13 protein-coding genes are annotated in these 18,205 nt (G+C 73.0%); 4 read left to right on the forward strand and 9 right to left on the reverse strand.

Annotated elements, in window-relative coordinates; translation table 11 throughout:
• Window positions 1–33 precede the first annotated feature (33 nt).
• Complete coding sequence (locus IEW03_RS01375) at window positions 34–1,785, reverse strand: ABC transporter substrate-binding protein (RefSeq protein ID WP_188521844.1); 1,752 nt, start codon at window positions 1,783–1,785, stop codon at window positions 34–36.
• A 224-nt stretch (window positions 1,786–2,009) separates the two neighbouring features.
• Here IEW03_RS01375 and IEW03_RS01380 point away from each other — a divergent pair, with 224 nt between their 5' ends.
• Entirely contained in the window at window positions 2,010–2,441 is a 432-nt protein-coding gene (locus IEW03_RS01380) for a YybH family protein (RefSeq protein WP_188521845.1), read from the forward strand.
• 66 nt (window positions 2,442–2,507) lie between these two features.
• Here the strand turns inward: IEW03_RS01380 and IEW03_RS01385 are convergent, their stop codons facing one another.
• Complete coding sequence (locus IEW03_RS01385) at window positions 2,508–4,001, reverse strand: RNB domain-containing ribonuclease (RefSeq protein ID WP_188521846.1); 1,494 nt, start codon at window positions 3,999–4,001, stop codon at window positions 2,508–2,510.
• A 156-nt stretch (window positions 4,002–4,157) separates the two neighbouring features.
• On the opposite strand from IEW03_RS01385, the gene IEW03_RS01390 reads away from it, so the two are divergent.
• Window positions 4,158–6,389: an NADP-dependent isocitrate dehydrogenase gene (locus IEW03_RS01390; protein ID WP_188521847.1), complete on the forward strand. Its 2,232-nt coding sequence runs from the start codon at window positions 4,158–4,160 to the stop codon at window positions 6,387–6,389.
• A 189-nt stretch (window positions 6,390–6,578) separates the two neighbouring features.
• Here the strand turns inward: IEW03_RS01390 and IEW03_RS01395 are convergent, their stop codons facing one another.
• Entirely contained in the window at window positions 6,579–6,977 is a 399-nt protein-coding gene (locus IEW03_RS01395) for a hypothetical protein (RefSeq protein WP_188521848.1), read from the reverse strand.
• 268 nt (window positions 6,978–7,245) lie between these two features.
• Between IEW03_RS01395 and IEW03_RS01400 the strand changes: the two genes are divergently transcribed.
• Entirely contained in the window at window positions 7,246–7,737 is a 492-nt protein-coding gene (locus tag IEW03_RS01400; RefSeq protein WP_229737302.1) for a Dps family protein, read from the forward strand.
• A gap of 96 nt (window positions 7,738–7,833) precedes the next feature.
• Here IEW03_RS01400 and gdhA read toward each other — a convergent pair whose 3' ends face one another.
• The 6 genes from gdhA to IEW03_RS01430 all read right to left on the reverse strand — a co-directional run bounded on the left by gdhA (window position 7,834) and on the right by IEW03_RS01430 (window position 17,024).
• Window positions 7,834–9,171: an NADP-specific glutamate dehydrogenase gene (gdhA, locus tag IEW03_RS01405; RefSeq protein ID WP_188521850.1), complete on the reverse strand. Its 1,338-nt coding sequence runs from the start codon at window positions 9,169–9,171 to the stop codon at window positions 7,834–7,836.
• Between the two features lie 168 nt (window positions 9,172–9,339).
• Complete coding sequence (gene purL, locus IEW03_RS01410; protein WP_188521851.1) at window positions 9,340–11,688, reverse strand: phosphoribosylformylglycinamidine synthase subunit PurL; 2,349 nt, start codon at window positions 11,686–11,688, stop codon at window positions 9,340–9,342.
• A 193-nt stretch (window positions 11,689–11,881) separates the two neighbouring features.
• Window positions 11,882–12,748: a carbohydrate ABC transporter permease gene (locus tag IEW03_RS01415; RefSeq protein ID WP_229737303.1), complete on the reverse strand. Its 867-nt coding sequence runs from the start codon at window positions 12,746–12,748 to the stop codon at window positions 11,882–11,884.
• A gap of 1 nt (window position 12,749) precedes the next feature.
• Window positions 12,750–13,703, reverse strand: coding sequence for a carbohydrate ABC transporter permease (locus tag IEW03_RS01420; protein WP_188521852.1), 954 nt, complete (start codon window positions 13,701–13,703; stop codon window positions 12,750–12,752).
• Window positions 13,700–15,025, reverse strand: coding sequence for an ABC transporter substrate-binding protein (locus IEW03_RS01425; protein ID WP_188521853.1), 1,326 nt, complete (start codon window positions 15,023–15,025; stop codon window positions 13,700–13,702). Before IEW03_RS01425 ends, IEW03_RS01420 begins: the two co-directional genes overlap by 4 nt.
• Window positions 15,026–15,101: 76 nt before the next feature.
• Window positions 15,102–17,024, reverse strand: coding sequence for a glycoside hydrolase family 127 protein (locus IEW03_RS01430; RefSeq protein WP_188521854.1), 1,923 nt, complete (start codon window positions 17,022–17,024; stop codon window positions 15,102–15,104).
• Window positions 17,025–17,180: 156 nt separating this feature from the next.
• Here IEW03_RS01430 and IEW03_RS01435 point away from each other — a divergent pair, with 156 nt between their 5' ends.
• Complete coding sequence (locus IEW03_RS01435) at window positions 17,181–18,203, forward strand: LacI family DNA-binding transcriptional regulator (protein ID WP_188521855.1); 1,023 nt, start codon at window positions 17,181–17,183, stop codon at window positions 18,201–18,203.
• The last annotated feature ends 2 nt before the right edge of the window (window positions 18,204–18,205 follow it).

Consider the following 18,205-nt stretch of genomic DNA (forward strand, 5'->3'; position numbering starts at 1 on the left):
CCGGCCACCGTCCGGTCGTCGTCGGCGGAGCGGCTACTCGGCGCCGCCGAGCTTGCCGAGGACGACGCCGGACGACGGTCCCTGCCACGACGGCGGGAACATGTACATGTCGTCCTCGGTGGGCCAGCCGGTGTACGCGGTGGTGTTGAAGAACGTCTGGGTGGCGTTCACCACGAGCGGGATGTACGGCAGGTCGTCGACGATGTGCTCCTGGACGGTGGCGTACGCCTCCGCCTTGGCGTCCTCGTCGTTCGTCTCGGACGCGGCCTGCACCGCGGCGTCCACCTCGTCGTTCGCGTACCGGGAGAAGTTCCACTCGCCGGGCTCGAGGGCGGTGCCGACCTTCTGCGTGTAGTCGCCGGAGAACCACTCGCGGTAGATCTGGAACGGGTCGGCGATCGACGTGCCGACGACGCCGCCCATGATGAGCTCGAACTCGCCCGACACCCGGGTGTCGGCGAACTCGTTCCAGGAGACGGTCGAGGCCGTGACCTTGAGCCCGGCGGCGCGCGCCTGCTCCTCGATCAGCTTCGCCGCGTTGTTGAAGTCGGTCCAGCCGTCGACCGAGGTGAGGGTGATCTCCACGGGGTCGCCGTCCTTGGCGTAGAAGCCGTCGGCGCCCTTGGTGTACCCGGCCTCCTCGAGGATCGCGCCCGCGGCGGCCGCGTCGGCCGTCTGCGGGGACTCGGCGGGCATGCCGTCCGCGATCCACTTGTCGTCACGACCGAGCAGCGCGTAGGTCGGCGAGATCTCCGTGGCCAGCCCGACGAACGCCTTCTCGTTGATCTCGGACCGGTCGATGGCGACGTTCAGGGCCTGGCGCACGGCCACGTCGGTCTGGTCGCCTTCGCAGCCGAGGTCGGTGTTGGCGCAGGTGTACAGCACGACCGGGTCGATCGGGGTGTTGACATACCCGTAGGCGCCGGTGGAGGTGACCCGCTCGGGGTCGGGCACGAACATCGTGGTCCAGTCGATCTCGCCGGTGGTCAGCAGGTCCTCCGCGGACTGGTTCGCGTCGATGCCGACGTAGCGCAGCGACGCGACCTTCGGCTCCCCGCCCCAGTAGTCCGGGTTCGCCTTGGCCGTGTAGGCGGCGTTGGACGCGGAGTCGAGCTCGTAGGGCCCGGTGCCGACGGGCGCCTCGGCGTTCGCCCAGGCCACCAGCCCCTTGAGGGCGGCGCCCTCGGCGTCCTCGCCCGTGTCGGACTCGTGCTGGGAGAAGACGTGCTCCGGGACGATGTAGGTGCTGCCGAGGATCGCGAACTCGTTGGCGAAGGCCGGCTCGTCGAAGCTGAGGACGACGGTGGTGTCGTCCGTCGCGTTCGCGTCCGCGAGGTACTCCGGCTTGGCCGTGTCGTTGGTGAACGAGTAGACGACGTCGTCGGCGGTGAACGCCTCGCCGTCGTTCCACTGCACGCCCTCGCGGAGGGTCACGGTGAGCTCGGTGCCGTCGGCGTTCCACTCGAACGACTCGGCCAGCATGGGCGTCGGCTCGACGTCCTCGAGCTTGTTGTAGGCGAGGAGGGTCTCGTAGATGCCGCCGTTGGCCAGGTGCAGCACGCCCACGGCGTAGGGGTTGAAGTTGGCCGTGATCGGGGTCTGCGAACCCGCCCAGATCACGAGCTCTCGGTCGGTGGCCGCCCCCTCGGCGGCGGGGCCACCGGACTCGCCGGCCGGCTCGTCGCCGCCCGCGGCGCCGGAGCATGCAGCGGCCAGCAGGGTCACGCTCGTCAGCGCGGCGACGGCAGCAGCCAGCCGTCGTCCGCGACTCTTGCCTCGGATCATCCTTGGTCCTCCCAGGTCGGCAGCGCGTCGTCACGCCGCGGCGGCCCCTCGACGGGCCGTACGGAAGGGACCTTAACGAATACCCTCCGGTGTTCGGCTAGAGGTTGAATCGTTATAAGGCAGGAGTGTTATCAAAACGTCATCTCGCACCGGCACGAAGCCTCTCCGTCACACCCGGCCCCACCACGTCGTCGTCAGCGAGAGACCCCACGGGAAGGACGGACATGACCATCCACGACGAGAACCCGCTCCGGCACCTGGTCGGTGCGATCACCGAGGGCCTGCGGGCCCGGGACCTGGAGGCCCTGAGGCGGCTCTACACGCCGGACGTCGTGTCGTTCGACATGGAGCCCCCGCTGCAGCACGCGGGCGTCGACGCGAAGCTCGAGAACTGGGCGCGGGTCTTCGCCGCCTTCCAGGAGGTGGGCTACGAGGTGCGCGGCCTCGCGTTCGCGGTCGACGAGCACGTCGCCTGGGGGCACGGCTTCGGCCGCCTCAGCGGCACGCTGCGCGACGGCACGACGACGCCGGGCATGTGGGTGCGGGTCACCTTCGGCTTCCGCCGCACGGCCGAAGGCTGGCGCATCGCGCACGACCAGGTCTCGGTCCCCCTGCGCCTGCCCGGCGCCACCGGCGCGACCGACCTCGAGCCCTGACCGCCCCGCCGTCCGCCGGTCGGACGTGCGGCGGACGCAACGGCCGACGCGTCCGGGCGACGACGGTCAGGAGAGCGTGAAGCGCACCGTGCGCTCGGGGACGGACGCCTCGGCGAGGGTCGCCCGCACGCGTTCGCCCAGCGGCAGGTCCGGCCCGTCCAGGCGGGCCAGCACCGCCGGCTCGCGCAGCATCACCTCGCCGCGGCGCGCACCGTCCGTGCCGCCGCTCGTGCCGTCACCGTGCACCTCCACGACGACGCCGTCGAAGGTCTCGCCCTCACGACCGGTCAGCAGCGCCGCCTCGACGACGTCCAGGCAACCGCGCTCGAACGTCCCCGCACGCCGCGCTGCGGCCGCCATGGTCCCCGGCAGCCCCGGCAGCGCCTCGGCCACCCAGTCGGGGACCTCGCGACCGCCGGCGTGGGCCAGGCACACCTCCGTCGCGTACCGGTCGGCGAGGCGCCGCAACGGCGCGGTGACGTGCGCGTACTCGGCGGCGATCGCGGCGTGCCGCGCGGCGTCGGGCGACGGGTCGCTCGTGGCGGCCCCGGCGCCCGGCACCCCGAACGCCAGGTAGCCCGCGCCGCGGAAGAGCGTGGTCGCCTCGTTGAGGAACGCCGCGTGCGCGGGGCGGCGGGACGAGAGCACCGGCAGCAGCTGGGCGTACGGGAGCCCCTCCGGCCAGTCGATGCCGAGGGCAGCCGCCGTCCTGCGGAGCCGGTCGACGTCCCGTCGGTCCGCGGGCGGGAGCGTGCGGAGCAGCCCCACCCCGCCCTCGCGCATGATCGTCGCGGCGGCGATCCCCGTCAGCAGGGAGATCTGCGCGTTCCACCCCTCCACGGGCAGCGTGCGCCGCAGCTCCAGCCCGAAGCCGCCCTCGGGGTCGGGCACGATCTCCTGCTCCGGCACGTCGAGCGAGACCCCGCCGCGCTCCCGCTCGCGCTCCTGGCGCAGCCGCCCGACGTCGGCGAGCAGCGCGAGCGACTCCGACGCCACCCCGCCGTCGAGCGACGCCTGCGCCTCCCCGTACGTGAGCCGCGCCCGGGAGCGCACCAGCGCCCGCGTGACCTCGGCACTGGTGATCTCCCCGCTCGGGTCGAGCCCGATCGTCCACAGCACCGCCGGCCGGTCCTCGCCGGGCAGGAGGCTCGCCGCCCCCTCCGACAGCGCGACCGGGTGCAGCGGCGTCCGCGCGTCCGGTCCGTAGACGGTGGTGCCACGCCGCTGCGCCTCCGTGTCCAGGGCGCCACCCGGCCGCACGAACGCGGCGACGTCGGCGATCGCGTACCGCACGACGTACCCGCGCCCCGACGACGCCACGTGGACGGCCTGGTCCAGGTCCATGGACCCCGGCGGGTCGATGGTCACGAGCTCGACGTCGCGGCGGTCCTGCCGGCCGCGCTCGTCCGCCTCGAACCCCGCGCGCGCCGCCTCCTCGGCCTCGGCCCTGGCCTCGGCGGGGAACATGGCCGGCAGCCCCACCTCGGCGCGCAGCGCGGCGAGCGCGTCCGCGACGTCGTCGGACGAGGTCAGAGCGAGGTGCAGATGACGCGATGGCACGGCTCGACCGTAGTTCCCCGCACCCCGCGGCGCGCGCCAGGAGCCTCCCCGGCGTGGCGGGCGCCTCCCGTCTTTCGACAGGCCCGCGGGACGCCAGATATCTTGATGTCAAACAATCTCTCGTCCACCACTGCCCTGCCTAGGGAGCATCCCCGCATGACCACGGAGTCCCGGCCCGAGGCCGCCACGATCATCTACACGCACACCGACGAGGCGCCGCTGCTCGCGACGTACTCGTTCCTCCCGATCGTCGAGGCGTACGCCGCGAAGGCCGGCGTCGCCGTCACCACCCGCGACATCTCCCTGGCCGGGCGCATCCTCGCCCAGTTCCCGGAGCGCCTCACCGACGACCAGCGCGTCGGCGACGCCCTCGCCGAGCTGGGCGAGCTGGCCACGACGCCCGAGGCCAACATCATCAAGCTGCCGAACATCTCGGCCTCCACGCCGCAGCTCAAGGCCGCCGTCGCCGAGCTGCAGGCCGCCGGCTACGCGATCCCGGACTACCCGGAGGACCCCCGGACCGACGCGGAGAAGGACGTCCGTGCCCGGTACGACAAGGTCAAGGGCTCCGCCGTCAACCCGGTGCTGCGCGAGGGGAACTCCGACCGCCGCGCGCCCGCGTCGGTCAAGGCGTACGCCAAGGCGCACCCGCACCGCATGGGCGCCTGGTCGGCCGACTCCAGGACGAACGTCGCGACGATGGGCGCCGGCGACTTCTTCTCCAACGAGAAGTCGGTCGTGCTGCCCGCCGACGACACCCTGACCATCCGCCTCGTCACCGCGGACGGCACGACCGTCCTCAAGGACGGGCTCAACGTCCTCGAGGGCGAGGTCGTCGACGCGACGTTCATGTCCGTCGCAGCGCTCAACACCTTCCTCGCCGAGCAGGTCGCGCGGGCCAAGGCCGAGGGCGTGCTGTTCTCCGCGCACCTCAAGGCGACCATGATGAAGGTCTCCGACCCGATCATCTTCGGCCACGTCGTGCGTGCGTTCTTCCCGGCGCTGTTCGCGCAGTACGGCGACCAGCTCAAGGCCGCGGGCGTCTCCGCCAACGACGGGCTCGGCGGCCTGCTCGCCGCCGTCGACACGCTGCCCGACGGCGAGGCCATCAAGGCCGCCGTCGCCCAGGGGCTCGCGGACGGCCCGGCGCTCGCCATGGTCGACTCCGACAAGGGCATCACCAACCTGCACGTGCCGTCGGACGTCATCATCGACGCCTCCATGCCGGCGATGATCCGCGGCGGCGGCCACATGTGGGGCCCCGACGGCGCCGAGCACGACACCCTCGCCGTCATCCCCGACTCGTCGTACGCCGGCGTGTACCAGACCGTCATCGACGACTGCCGCACCCACGGCGCCCTCGACCCGGCCACGATGGGCTCGGTGCCGAACGTCGGCCTCATGGCCAAGAAGGCCGAGGAGTACGGCTCGCACGACAAGACGTTCGAGATCCCGGCCGACGGCACCGTCGAGGTCGTCGACGCCGCAGGCGACGTGCTGATCAGCCACGACGTGCAGGCCGGCGACATCTGGCGTGCCTGCCAGACGCAGGACGTCGCGATCCGCGACTGGGTCAAGCTCGCCGTCACCCGCGCGCGCGCCACCGGCGCCCCGGCCGTGTTCTGGCTGGACGCGCAGCGCGCGCACGACGCCCAGCTCATCGCCAAGGTCGAGCAGTACCTCGGCGACCACGACACCGACGGCCTCGACATCCACGTCATGGCCCCGGCCGAGGCCACCGCGTTCTCGCTCGCGCGCATCCGCCAGGGCCTGGACACCATCTCGGTGACGGGCAACGTGCTGCGCGACTACAACACCGACCTGTTCCCGATCCTCGAGCTGGGCACGTCGGCCAAGATGCTGTCGGTCGTGCCGCTGATGAACGGCGGCGGGCTCTTCGAGACCGGCGCCGGCGGCTCGGCACCCAAGCACGTGCAGCAGCTCCTCGCGGAGAACTACCTGCGCTGGGACTCGCTCGGCGAGTTCTTCGCGCTGGCCGCGTCGTTCGAGCACCTGGCGTCCGTGGCGGACAACGCCCGGGCGCAGGTCCTCGCGGACACCCTGGACCGTGCGACCGGCACCTTCCTGGACCAGGACAAGTCGCCGACGCGTCGCGTGGGCGGCATCGACAACCGCGGCTCGCACTTCTACCTGGCGCTGTACTGGGCCCAGGAGCTCGCGGCGCAGTCCGACGACGCCGAGCTGGCCGCCGCGTTCGGCCCGCTCGCGGCGAAGCTCGCCGAGCAGGAGCAGACGATCGTGGACGAGCTCGTCGGCGTGCAGGGCAACCCTGCCGACGTCGGCGGGTACTACCGTCCCGACCCGGCCAAGGCGGGCGCCGTGATGCGCCCGTCCGCGACGTTCAACGGCGCCCTCGCGGCGCTCTGATGCCGAGGTAGGCCCGCCGAGGCAGGCCTGTCCCGCTGAAGCAGGCCCACCCTGCCGAGGCAGCACGCCCCGTCGTCCGTCAGGACGGCGGGGCGTCGTCGTCCCCCATCCCCTTCGAGAACGTCATCGTGGACGTCTCGAGGCCTTGTTTCGTCCACGATGACGTTCTCGAAGGGGATGACCTGGGGCCTACCAGGACCAGCCGCGGGAGCTGAGCTCCAGCTCCTCACGCAGCCTCTCGTCCGCCGCGGTCCGCTCGTCGGCGCGCAGGGGCGCCTCGACGACCGGGAGGCCCGACAGCCGGCACGCCTCGCGCAGCAGCGCGTCGTAGGCGCTCTGCACGGCACGCCAGTGGTGGGCTCGCGCGAAGACGTCCGGGTCGTCGGTCAGCCGGTGCAGCTCGCCGGCGAGCTGGCCGAGCCTGACCTGGATCGCCAGGGTCACGAGCGGGTCGGCCGTCGCCGCACGACGACGCAGGTCGCGCCGCGCCATCGCCTCTCCATGGCTGTCGGAGCGCAGCCACGACCGGGAGGCGAACGCCGCCACCAGGACGACCGTCACCACCACGAACGCCAGCTGCCACGTCATCGGTGCACCTCACCCGGACCCGCGATCCTCCTTCACCATAGGATTCCGCGGCCGTGCTCGCGACCACCGGGGCGACGAACCGCCACCGACGTCACGGCGACCGACCCTCGGGCGACGAAGGCTCGCCTGGCCTTGCTGGCGGACCCGGCCCACCCTCCCTATCCTGGAATCGTTCAAGAAAACGAGCCGCCCTTCAGGCGGAACGACGAGCATGCGGGTGACCGCCGCACGACCCGGGCGATCAGCCGCGAGGAAGCGAGGCGCACCGATGTCCGCACCCACGATCAAGCGCAACACCGCCCGAGCCGAGGCGTCCGACAAGCTGCGCGCCCACCTGCAGCGCCTGCTCGTCGCGCTGGTCGACCTGCACGTCCAGGGCAAGCAGGCCCACTGGAACGTGACCGGCCGCGGGTTCCGCGACCTGCACCTCCAGCTGGACGAGCTCGTCGACGTCGCGCGCGAGCACAGCGACGTCATCGCCGAGCGGCTGCGCGCCCTCCAGGCGGTGCCGGACGGCCGCACGGAGACCGTCGCCACGACCACCGACCTCTCCCCGTATCCGGCCGGGCTGGTGTCCGTCGGCGACACGGTCGACGCGATCGTCGAGCGCGTGGCGCAGACCGTCGAGGTCGCGCGCGAGGTCCACGACGACGTCGACGCCGAGGACCCCACCACCGCCGACCTGCTGCACGAGGTCATCACCGACCTCGAGAAGCAGGCGTGGATGATCTCGTCCGAGAACGCCGAGACCGGGGCCTGACCCCGGGCGCCGACCTCGGCGCCGGCACGACGCACGACGGCGCGGCTCCCTGGACAGGAGCCGCGCCGTCGTCGTGTGCGCAGGGACGTGCGCCGGTCAGATCACGCCCAGCGCGATCATCGCGTCGGCCACCTGGGTGAAGCCCGCCACGTTCGCGCCCACGACGTAGTCGCCGGGCGCCCCGTACTCGTCGGCCGTCGCGAGGCAGCGGTCGTGGATGCCGCCCATGATCTCGGCCAGGCGCTGCTCCGTGTAGCCGAAGCTCCACGAGTCGCGCGACGCGTTCTGCTGCATCTCGAGCGCGGACGTCGCGACGCCGCCGGCGTTGGCCGCCTTGCCCGGGCCGAAGAGCACGCCGGCGTCGCGCAGCAGCGCGACCGCCTCGGGCGTCGTCGGCATGTTCGCCCCCTCGGCGACGGCGCGGACGCCGTTCGCCACGAGGTGCTTGGCGTCCGACTCGGTGAGCTCGTTCTGCGTGGCACAGGGCAGGGCCACGTCGGTCGGCACCTCCCAGAGGGAGCCCGCCGTCACGACGCGCGCCCCCGGCCGGCGCTCGGCGTAGTCGGAGACCCGCCCGCGCTCGACCTCCTTGATCTGCTTGAGCAGCTCGAGGTCCACGCCCGCCTCGTCGACGACGTAGCCGGAGGAGTCGGAGAAGGTGATGACCCGCCCGCCCAGCTGCTGGGCCTTCTCGGCCGCGTAGATGGCGACGTTGCCCGAGCCGGACACCGAGACGCGGCGCCCGTCGAGGCTCTCGCCGACGGTGCCGAGCATGTCCTGCGCGAACAGCACGGAGCCGTAGCCGGTGGCCTCCTTGCGCACGAGCGACCCGCCCCAGGTGAGGCCCTTGCCCGTCAGCACCCCCGACTCGTAGCGGTTGGTGATCCGCTTGTACTGGCCGAAGAGGTAGCCGACCTCGCGCCCGCCGACCCCGATGTCGCCCGCGGGGACGTCGGTGTACTCGCCGATGTGGCGGTAGAGCTCGGTCATGAACGACTGGCAGAACCGCATGACCTCGCCGTCGGAGCGGCCGCGGGGGTCGAAGTCCGACCCGCCCTTGCCGCCGCCGATGGGCAGCCCGGTGAGGGCGTTCTTGAAGATCTGCTCGAAGCCGAGGAACTTCACGATGCCCAGGTAGACCGACGGGTGGAAGCGGAGTCCGCCCTTGTACGGCCCGAGCGCCGAGTTGTACTCGACCCGGAAGCCGCGGTTGGTCCGCACGCGGCCCGTGTCGTCGACCCACGGCACCCGGAAGATGATCTGCCGCTCCGGCTCGCAGATCCGCTCGAGCACGGCGGCCTCGGTGTACTGCGGGTTCTTGCGCAGGACCGGACCGAGCGACTCGAAGACCTCGCGCACGGCCTGGTGGAACTCCACCTCGCCGGGGTTGCGTCGCAGCACCTCGGCAAAGGCTGGCTGCAAGCGGTCTTCCATGGTGCTCCTCGGGTTCGTCGTACAGGTACAGCGGGCCCACGAACGGACGTCGGCCACCGTTCACTATGGCAGTCTCGCCACGGAACGAGTCTTTGTCTCATTTTGCGAGACCGTGACCCCGGGCTGGGACGGTCGTCAGCCGAGCCGTCTGTCGGTTGAGTCTGCGCCTCAGCCGAAGATGCGCGGCAGGGTCGCCTCGTGCGCCTCGCGCGCCTCCGCCAGCGGCAGCGTGAAGGAGCCGCCGTCGAACCCGCCCGCGACGACGACCGACTCCCCGCCGGTCTCGCCCAGCCGGAGCACGGGCACGCCCGCCGCCTCGGCCACCTCGACGAGCTCCAGCTCGTGCTCGGGGTCGACGGCGACGAACGCGCGCGCCGTCGACTCGCTGAAGAGCGCGGCGAACGGGCTCACGCCGTCGCGGCCGGTGACGCCGTCGACGGCCACCGAGGCGCCGACGCCGAAGCGCAGCGACGCCTCGACCAGGCCCTGGAGCAGCCCGCCCTCGGAGAGGTCGTGCGCGGCCGCGACGAGGCCCAGCTCACGGCCGCGGACGAGCACGGACGCGAGCGCCCGCTCGGCGGCCAGGTCGACGCGCGGCGGCAGGCCGCCCAGGTGCCCGTGCTCCACGTCCGCCCAGGCGGAGCCGTCGAGCTCGTCGGCGGTCGTGCCGAGCAGCAGCACCGACAGGCCGTCGCGCTGCCAGCCGGACGGCACCGCGGTGCGGACGTCGTCCAGCACCCCGAGCACCCCCACGACCGGCGTCGGGTGGATGGCCGAGTCGATCTGGCCCGGCTCGCCGGTGCCGTTGTAGAGCGACACGTTGCCGCCCGTGACGGGCACGCCGAGCTCCTGGCACGCGTCGGCCAGGCCCTCGATCGCCTCGACGAGCTGCCACATGGAGTCCGGGTGCTCGGGCGAGCCGAAGTTCAGGCAGTCGGTGACCGCCATCGGCGTCGCGCCCGTCGTCGCGACGTTGCGGTACGCCTCCGCGAGCGCGAGCTGCGCGCCCGTGCGCGGGTCGAGCTTGCCGTAGCGCCCGTTCGCGTCCGTCGCGAGCGCGACGCCGCGGCCCGTGGCCTCGTCGACCCGGACCACGCCACCGTCGTCGGGCTGCGCGAGCGCGGTGTTGCCCTGCACGAAGCGGTCGTACTGGTCGGTGACCCACGCCTTGGAGGCGAGGTTGGGCGACGCGAGCAGGCGCAGCGCGGTCGCGCGCAGGCCGTCCGCCGACGTCGGGCGCGCCAGCCCGGCGGCCACCGTGGTGTCCGCCGACAGGGCGTCCTGCCAGGCCGGCCGTGCGTAGGGGCGCTCGTAGACCGGACCCTCGTGCGCGACCGTCTTCGGGTCGACGTCGACGATCCGCTGGCCGTGGTGGTCGATGGTGAGGCGGCCGGAGTCGTTGACCTCGCCGACGACGGCGGTCTCGACGTCCCACCTGCCCGTGATCGCGAGGAACTCGTCGAGCTTCTCCGGCCGGACCACGGCCATCATGCGCTCCTGCGACTCCGACATGAGGATCTCGCCCGCGTTGAGCGTGGGGTCGCGCAGCAGCACGTCGTCGAGCCACACGTGCATGCCGCCGTCGCCGTTGGAGGCCAGCTCCGAGGTGGCGCAGGAGATGCCCGCGGCGCCGAGGTCCTGGATGCCCTCCACCACCTGCGCGGCGTAGAGCTCGAGGCAGCACTCGATGAGCACCTTCTCCATGAAGGGGTCGCCCACCTGCACGCTCGGGCGCTTGGCGGGGACGCCGTCCTCGAACGTCTCCGACGCGAGGATGGAGGCGCCGCCGATGCCGTCGCCGCCGGTGCGCGCGCCGAAGAGCACCACCTTGTTGCCGACGCCCGAGGCGTTGGCCAGGTGGATGTCCTCGTGCCGCAGCACGCCGACGCACAGCGCGTTGACGAGCGGGTTGCCCTGGTAGGAGGCGTCGAAGACGAGCTCGCCGCCGATGTTCGGCAGGCCGAGGGAGTTGCCGTAGCCGCCGACGCCGCTCACCACGCCGTGCACGACGCGCGCGGTGTCGGGGTGGTCGACGGCGCCGAAGCGCAGCTGGTCCATCACGGCCACCGGGCGGGCGCCCATCGAGATGATGTCGCGCACGATGCCGCCGACGCCGGTCGCGGCGCCCTGGTACGGCTCGACGAACGACGGGTGGTTGTGCGACTCGACCTTGAAGGTGACCGCCCAGCCGTCGCCGACGTCGACGACGCCCGCGTTCTCGCCGATGCCCACCAGCAGGTGCTTCTTCATCTCGTCGGTGACGCGGTCGCCGAACTTCTTGAGGTGCACCTTGGACGACTTGTACGAGCAGTGCTCGGACCACATCACCGAGTACATCGCGAGCTCGGCGGCCGTCGGGCGGCGGCCCAGGATGTCGCGGATCCGCTGGTACTCGTCCGGCTTGAGGCCCAGCGCGGCGAACGGCTGGACCTCGTCGGGGGTGGTGGCGGCGTGCTCGACGGTGTCGAGCTGCTGGTCGACCTGCTGGTCGACCTGCTGGTCGGGTGCGGCGGTCATCAACTTCCCTCGGGTCGCACGAGTACTCGGACTGCTGCTCAGGGCCCCGGTCCGGGTGATCACCGCACCGCGGTGCGGTGCCGGCATCCGGCGTCGGTCCGGGCGGGAGCGCCCCCACGGCGCGCGGCCAGTCTACCGGCGACCCCGCGGAGCCCGGACCGCCGATCCTGCCCGCGGACCCGGCACCCCGTCCTCAGCCCTTCACCGACCCGGACGCCAGGCCGGCGACGTAGTAGCGCTGCAGCGCCACGTACAGCACGACGCACGGGATCATCGCGACCACCGAGCCCGCGGCCAGCAGCCCGAAGTCCACCTGGCCGTAGGCGCCCTGCTGCAGGTTCACCAGCGACACGGGCAGCGTGTAGAGCGACGAGTCGGTGAGGAACGTCAGCGCCCCGAGGAACTCGGTCCACGACGCGAGGAACGCGTACAGCGCCGCCGTCGCCGCGCCGGGGAGCACGAGCGGCCGCAGGACGGAGGCGATCATGCGGGCGGTGCCCGCCCCGTCGACGTGCGCCGAGTCCTCGATCTCGCCCGGCACCGCCTCGAACGCGTTGCGCATGACGAACACGCAGAACGGCAGGTTGACCGTGACGTAGAAGAGCACGAGGCCGAGCAGGCTGTCGGTGAGCCGCATCGCGTTCATCTGCAGGTACAGCGGGGTGAGGATCGCCTGGAACGGCACCATGAGCGTCACGAGGACGAGCCCGAACAGCACGCCGCGCCCCCGGAAGCCGAACTTCGCGAAGCCGTAGCCGGCGAGCGTCGCCAGGAACGCCGTGAGCAGCGCCGTCACGACCGACACCACCACGGAGTTCACGATGCCGCGCCAGATCTCCGGCTGGTCGAGGATCGCCCGGAAGTTGACCCACGACAGGTCGAGGAAGCGTCCGTCCGGCGCCGCGACGACGACGTCGCCCGGCTGGCCCGAGCGCACGAGCGCCAGCAGCAGCGGCACCACGAAGACCAGCGCGGCGAGGACCCCGCCGACCACGTACAGCGTGCGGCGGACGCGGGTGTCCCGCTCCGGCCCCGCGGGCGGGGCGAGGGTGGCGGCCATGTCAGCTCCTCTCCCGCAGCAGCCAGAACTGCGCCGCGGTGACCAGTCCGGTGATGACGACCAGGACCAGCGACATCGCCGTCGCGGCCCCCAGCTGCAGCTGCACGAACGCCCGCCGGTAGATCGCCATCACCACGGTCGTGGTGTCCGAGCCGGGGCCGCCCTGGGTCAGGATGTAGAACTGCGTGAACGCCAGCAGCGACCCGATGACCGACAGCACGACCGTCATCGCGATGGTGCGGCGCAGCATCGGCACCGTGATCGAGCGCTCCCGCACCCACCACGACGCGCCGTCCAGCTCGGCCGACTCGTAGACCTCGCGCGGGATGCCCTGCATCCCGGACATGAGCAGCACCATGGTGAGGCCGGAGACCGCCCAGATCACCATGACGCACAGCAGGCCGGTCGCCAGCGGCCCGTCGACGAGCCACGCCGTCGTGCCGTCGGTGATCCCGAGGGCCTTGAGGACCACGTTGACCATGCCGCTGTTCGGCTGCGCCTCGAGCAGCATGAGGAAGCTCAGCGTGGTGAGGCCGATGACGTAGGGGACGAAGAAGATCGTGCGCAGCACGGTCGCCCCGCGGCGGTTGGACCGCACGACCACCGCGAGCGCGTAGCCCAGCGCGAGGATCGGCAGCGTGACGATCGCCGTGTACAGCAGCGTGTACCCGACGGACCGCCAGAACGCGGGGTCGGTCAGCACCGACGCGTAGTTCTCCAGCCCGATGAACCGCCACGGCCCGATGAGCGGCAGGTTGGTGAACGAGATGCCCACCGCCGAGACGAGCGGCACCAGCACGAACACGACCACGAACGCGACGGCCGGCGCGACGAGCAGCAGGCCGGTGCGGGCGGGGTGCGTGAGGGTGCCGTGCCGCCGACGGTCCGGGCGGCGCGCGACGGCGGCGCGCGCGGTGCCCGCCGCGGCGTCCCGGACGACCGCCGGGGCGCTCATGCCTGGGCCTGCCGGAGGATGCGGTCGTACGTGGTCTGGGCCTCGTCCATGGCGGCGTCGACCTCCCCGTCGAAGACGGCCCGGCGGAACATGCGCAGCCAGGGTCCGTCCTGCTGGTTGTAGATGAGGTTGTAGGCGAGCGTGGTGGGGGCGTACCCGGAGCCGAGGGTCGTCAGCGGCGGGGTGACGAGCGGGTGCTCGGCCCTGAACTCGGGCGTCACGACGTCGGAACGGATCGGCGAGTAGAAGCCGTCGGGCATCCGGGCCTGCTGCTCGAGGGCGACGGCGAAGCGGATGAGCTCGGTCGCCGCCTGCGGGTTCTTCCCGCCCTCGGGCATGCACAGGTTGTCGCCGCCGTCGAAGAACGCGCGGCCGCCGTCCGGGCCGGGCAGCAGCACCACGCGGCTGCGCTCCAGCAGCTCGGGCGACGCGTTCGGCGCCACGACGCCATACCCGGAGGGGAACATCCCGAGCCGGCCGGCCACGTAGTCGGCCGACCAGCGCGACCCGTCGTCGGAGAAGCAGCCCGGCGGCACCAGCTGCTCCGCCCACAGCGTGCGCTCGAGGTCGAGGGTGCGCCGCACGGCGTCGTTGCCGGCGACGTTCCCGCGCTGGTCGCCGACCTCGCCGGCAATCAGGTCCGTGCCCGCGGCCCACACGTGCGGCTGCACCGTGAACCCGAGCGCCCCCGACGCGTTGCCCGGGAAGGACCAGCCGTACGTGTCGTCGTCGAGCGCGGCGATCGCGCGGGCGGCCTCGAGCAGACCGTCGAACGACGCGGTGTGCTCGTCGACGTCCAGCCCCGCCCGGTCGAACAGCTCCGTGTTGCAGAACAGCACGGAGAAGTCGCCCAGGAACGGGACGCCGTGGTGCCGCCCGTCCTTGGTGGCGAGGGCCAGGTGGCCCGGGCTGAGCGCGTCGCCGAGGGCGAGGTCCTCGACCAGCGGCGTGAGGTCGGTGAACACGTCGCGGAACGCGAACATCGTCGAGTAGATGTCGTCGATGTCGATGACGTCGGGCACCCGGCCGCCGCGGATCGCGGTGGCGACCTTGGTGACGTACTGGCCGTTCTGGATCGGCGTGAGCCGCACCGTGATCCGGTCCTGCGCCGCGTGGAACGCGTCCACGACCGCCTGCACGCCGTTGACCGTGTCCGAGCGGCACCACATCTCCACCGTGCCGCTCGCGCCCTCCCCGAACCCCGGGGCGCCGACGTCGACGGCGGTGACGTCGCGCGCGCAGCCGGCCAGGCCCACGCCGGTGGCCGCGGTCGTGGCGCCCGCGCCGAGCAGCGCGAGCAGCTGCCGTCTGGTGAGCTCCATCGCTCTCCTCCTCCGCGCCCCTCGGGGCGCCACATCCGTGCCCGCGGGCGCCGGTGCCCGCGGGAGGTGCTGCGGTTCAGGCCACGGGCAGCCAGACGCGCATGGCCTGCGCCCCCCGGTTCGCCCACAGGTGGTACGGGACGGCCCGGAGCGTCACCGTGCCGCCGGCCGCCGGGCCGGTCTCGGACGCGGGCCGGTACGGCCCGTCGCCCGCGGCGGTCGCCGGGCGCCCCTGCACCGTGCCGGTCGCGGTCACGACGACCACCCCGCCCAGCAGCTCGGGCCGTTCCTCCTCCCCGAGCGGGCGGGCGACGTCGATCCGCACGTCGTCGACGACGGCGCCCGCGTCCTGGTCGGCCTGCTCGAGGGCGTAGACGAGCGGCCCGCGCTCGATCGCGACGCAGCCGCGCGCGTCGTCGACCCGAGGGTCGGCCGCGGTGAGGCGCGGCACGACCGGCAGCTCGAGGACGACGGCGTCGCCCGCCGCGAGCGGCCGTCCCACGGTCGCGTACGCGCCGGCCGCGACCGGGGCGCCGTCGAGCGTGGCGCCGTCGGCCCATCCCGGCACCCGCAGCGCGAGGCCGGCGCCCCCCGACGCCTCCTCGACGTGCAGCGTCACCCGGCCGTCGTGCGGGTACTCCGTCTCGACGCGGACGCGCAGCGTCCCGGCGGGCAGGTCCGCGACGATCGTGCCGGGCGCGTACTGGTGCACCTGGAGCGCGTCGTCGGTGACCGTCGCGAGGTACCCCTCGAGGCTGGACAGGGTGCGCATGATGTTGGGCGGGCAGCAGGCGCAGCCGAACCACGGGCGGCGCCCCGCGGCCGGGTTGCGTTCCTCCTCGGCGTGCGCGCCGGTCCGCAGCCGCAGCGGGTTGACGTAGAAGTACTCGGTCCCGCCGAGCGAGAGCCCGGCGAGGAAGCCGTTGAGGAGCAGCCGCTCGATCTGGTCGGCGTAGCGCGCGTCGCCCGTGGCCAGCAGCAGCCGCCAGGCCCAATGGACGCCGCCGATGGCCGCGCACGTCTCCGCATAGGCGCGGTCGTTCGGGAGCTCGTGCGGGTCGCCGAAGGACTCGCCGTCCCACCGGGAGCCGAGGCCGCCGGTGAGGTACTGCTTGCCGTCGACCATCGCCGCGTACTGCCGCTCGAGCGCGGCGAGCAGCTCGTGGTCGCCCGTCTCCACCGCGACGTCGGTGGCGCCCGCGCCCAGGTAGACGGCGCGGACGGCGTGCCCCTCGACCGTCGTGGCCTCGCGGACCCGCACCCGGTCGGAGAAGTACGTCGGCTGCTTGCCGTGCCCCTCGATGATCCCGGTGCCCCGCGCCTCGACGAACCAGCGGGCGAGGTCGAGGTAGGCGCGCGTGCCGGTCTCCCGGTACAGCTCCACGAGGGCGGACTCCACGACCGGGTGGCCGTCGACCTCCCGCAGCTGCCCCTCGCCGTCGCCGAACGTCTCGACGAGGTGGTCCGCGAGCCGCACGGCGACGTCGAGCAGCTCGTGCCGGCCGGTGGCGCGGGACTGCGCCACGGCCGCCTGGACGAGGTGGCCGGCGCAGTAGTGCTCGTGGCTCCAGGGCAGGTCGGAGTAGCGGGGGACGCCGCGCAGCTGCGGCACGGAGTCGAGGTAGCCGTCCGGCGCCTGGGCGCCGGCGACGGCGCGGGTGACCTCGAGGATGTCGGCCAGCAGCCCCTCGTCGGGCGCGCGCCCGTACTCCCACGCGGCGGCCTCGAGCCACTTGTGCACGTCGGAGTCGGCGAAGACCGGACCGGTCGCCTCCCCCTCCGCGAGGCCCGCCGCGATCTCCAGGTTGCGCACGTTCCCGTACTCGCGCAGGTGCCCCAGCCCTTCCGGCACGGAGGCCTCGCGGTTGACCCGCAGGCGGTGGCCCCACAGCCCGCCGTCCACGGTCGCGCCGCCGGACGGCAGCGGGCGCAGTGCCGCCAGGGCGGCAGCCGTGGGCTCCGCCGGGCCACGAGCATTCCGGGACGTCGTCGTCGTCATGCACCTCTCCCTTGAGGTAGGAAACTAGGAATCCGTTTTCCTAACGGTACGGAGCACCGGTCCGGTCGTCAAGCACCAGCAACAGACTTGCGATCACGTATCATCGCTGCAGCGCTCGATCACCGGGCGGAACAGCAGGAAAGCCAGGGAGGGCTCATGACGGACGCTCCGGGAGTCGTGCGGATCACCGACGTGGCCGCACTGGCGGGGGTGTCCCCCAGCACCGTCTCGAAGGCGCTCAACGACACCGGGTCGCTCCGCCCTGCCACCCGCGCCAAGGTCCGCGAGGCCGCCGAGCGCCTGGGGTTCGTCCCCGACGCCACCGCCCGGTCGCTGTCGGCGCGACGGAGCTTCACCGTCGGCCTGCTGAGCACGGACTCCGCCGGGCGCTTCTCGCTGCCCGTGGTGCTCGGGGCGGAGAACGCCCTCGTCGGCGGCCAGATCTCCGCGCTGCTCGCCACCGCCCGGCACGACGCCGTGCGCGAGCAGCACCACGTGCGCAGCCTCGTGGCGCGGCGCGTCGACGGCATCATCGTCACCGGCCGGACCACCGAGCCACGCCGGCCCATCCGGGTGCCGATGCCCGTCGTGTACGCGTTCGCACCGTCGCAGGACCCCCAGGACGCCTCCGTCGTCCCCGACGACGACGCCGGGATGACGGCGGTCGCCGAGCACCTGACGTCGCTCGGGCGCCGCCGGGTGGCCTACGTGGGCGGCCGCGGCGACCAGGCCGCGTCGACGCAGCGGCACGACTCGTTGCGGACCGCGCTCCGCGGGCACGACGGCACGCTCGTCGGCGATCCGCTCTACGGCGAGTGGTCCGAGCGCTGGGGCCGCCTCGCCGTCGACCTCGTCCTGGGCGACCACCGCGCGGGAGACCCCCTGCCGGTCGACGCCATCGCGTTCGCGTCCGACCAGCTCGCCCGCGGCGGCTGCGACCGGCTGCGCGACCGCGGGGTCCGGGTGCCCGAGGACGTGGCCGTCACCGGCTACGACGACTGGGACGTCATGACCCTCGCGAGCCGCCCGCCGCTGACCACGGTCGACCCGCAGCTGGAACGCCTGGGGCAACGCTCCGCCGAGCTGCTCCTGGCCGCCATCGACGGCCGCCCCAGCTCCGGCGTCGAGCTGTCGCCGCCCCGGCTCGTCGTCCGGGCGTCGACGATGGGCGACGCCTGACG

Source organism: Isoptericola cucumis (genome assembly GCF_014635665.1).
GTDB lineage: Bacteria > Actinomycetota > Actinomycetes > Actinomycetales > Cellulomonadaceae > Isoptericola > Isoptericola cucumis.

What these genes read in the sequence shown, in the direction of transcription:
- IEW03_RS01380 (WP_188521845.1), top strand. Translation starts at nt 2,010, where the DNA reads ATGACCATCCACGACGAGAACCCGCTCCGGCACCTGGTCGGTGCGATC.
- IEW03_RS01420 (WP_188521852.1), bottom strand. Translation starts at nt 13,703, where the DNA reads ATGAGCGCCCCGGCGGTCGTCCGGGACGCCGCGGCGGGCACCGCGCGC.
- IEW03_RS01390 (WP_188521847.1), top strand. Translation starts at nt 4,158, where the DNA reads ATGACCACGGAGTCCCGGCCCGAGGCCGCCACGATCATCTACACGCAC.
- IEW03_RS01425 (WP_188521853.1), bottom strand. Translation starts at nt 15,025, where the DNA reads ATGGAGCTCACCAGACGGCAGCTGCTCGCGCTGCTCGGCGCGGGCGCC.
- IEW03_RS01415 (WP_229737303.1), bottom strand. Translation starts at nt 12,748, where the DNA reads ATGGCCGCCACCCTCGCCCCGCCCGCGGGGCCGGAGCGGGACACCCGC.
- IEW03_RS01375 (WP_188521844.1), bottom strand. Translation starts at nt 1,785, where the DNA reads ATGATCCGAGGCAAGAGTCGCGGACGACGGCTGGCTGCTGCCGTCGCC.
- IEW03_RS01395 (WP_188521848.1), bottom strand. Translation starts at nt 6,977, where the DNA reads ATGACGTGGCAGCTGGCGTTCGTGGTGGTGACGGTCGTCCTGGTGGCG.
- IEW03_RS01435 (WP_188521855.1), top strand. Translation starts at nt 17,181, where the DNA reads ATGACGGACGCTCCGGGAGTCGTGCGGATCACCGACGTGGCCGCACTG.
- gdhA (WP_188521850.1), bottom strand. Translation starts at nt 9,171, where the DNA reads ATGGAAGACCGCTTGCAGCCAGCCTTTGCCGAGGTGCTGCGACGCAAC.
- IEW03_RS01430 (WP_188521854.1), bottom strand. Translation starts at nt 17,024, where the DNA reads ATGACGACGACGACGTCCCGGAATGCTCGTGGCCCGGCGGAGCCCACG.
- purL (WP_188521851.1), bottom strand. Translation starts at nt 11,688, where the DNA reads ATGACCGCCGCACCCGACCAGCAGGTCGACCAGCAGGTCGACCAGCAG.
- IEW03_RS01400 (WP_229737302.1), top strand. Translation starts at nt 7,246, where the DNA reads ATGTCCGCACCCACGATCAAGCGCAACACCGCCCGAGCCGAGGCGTCC.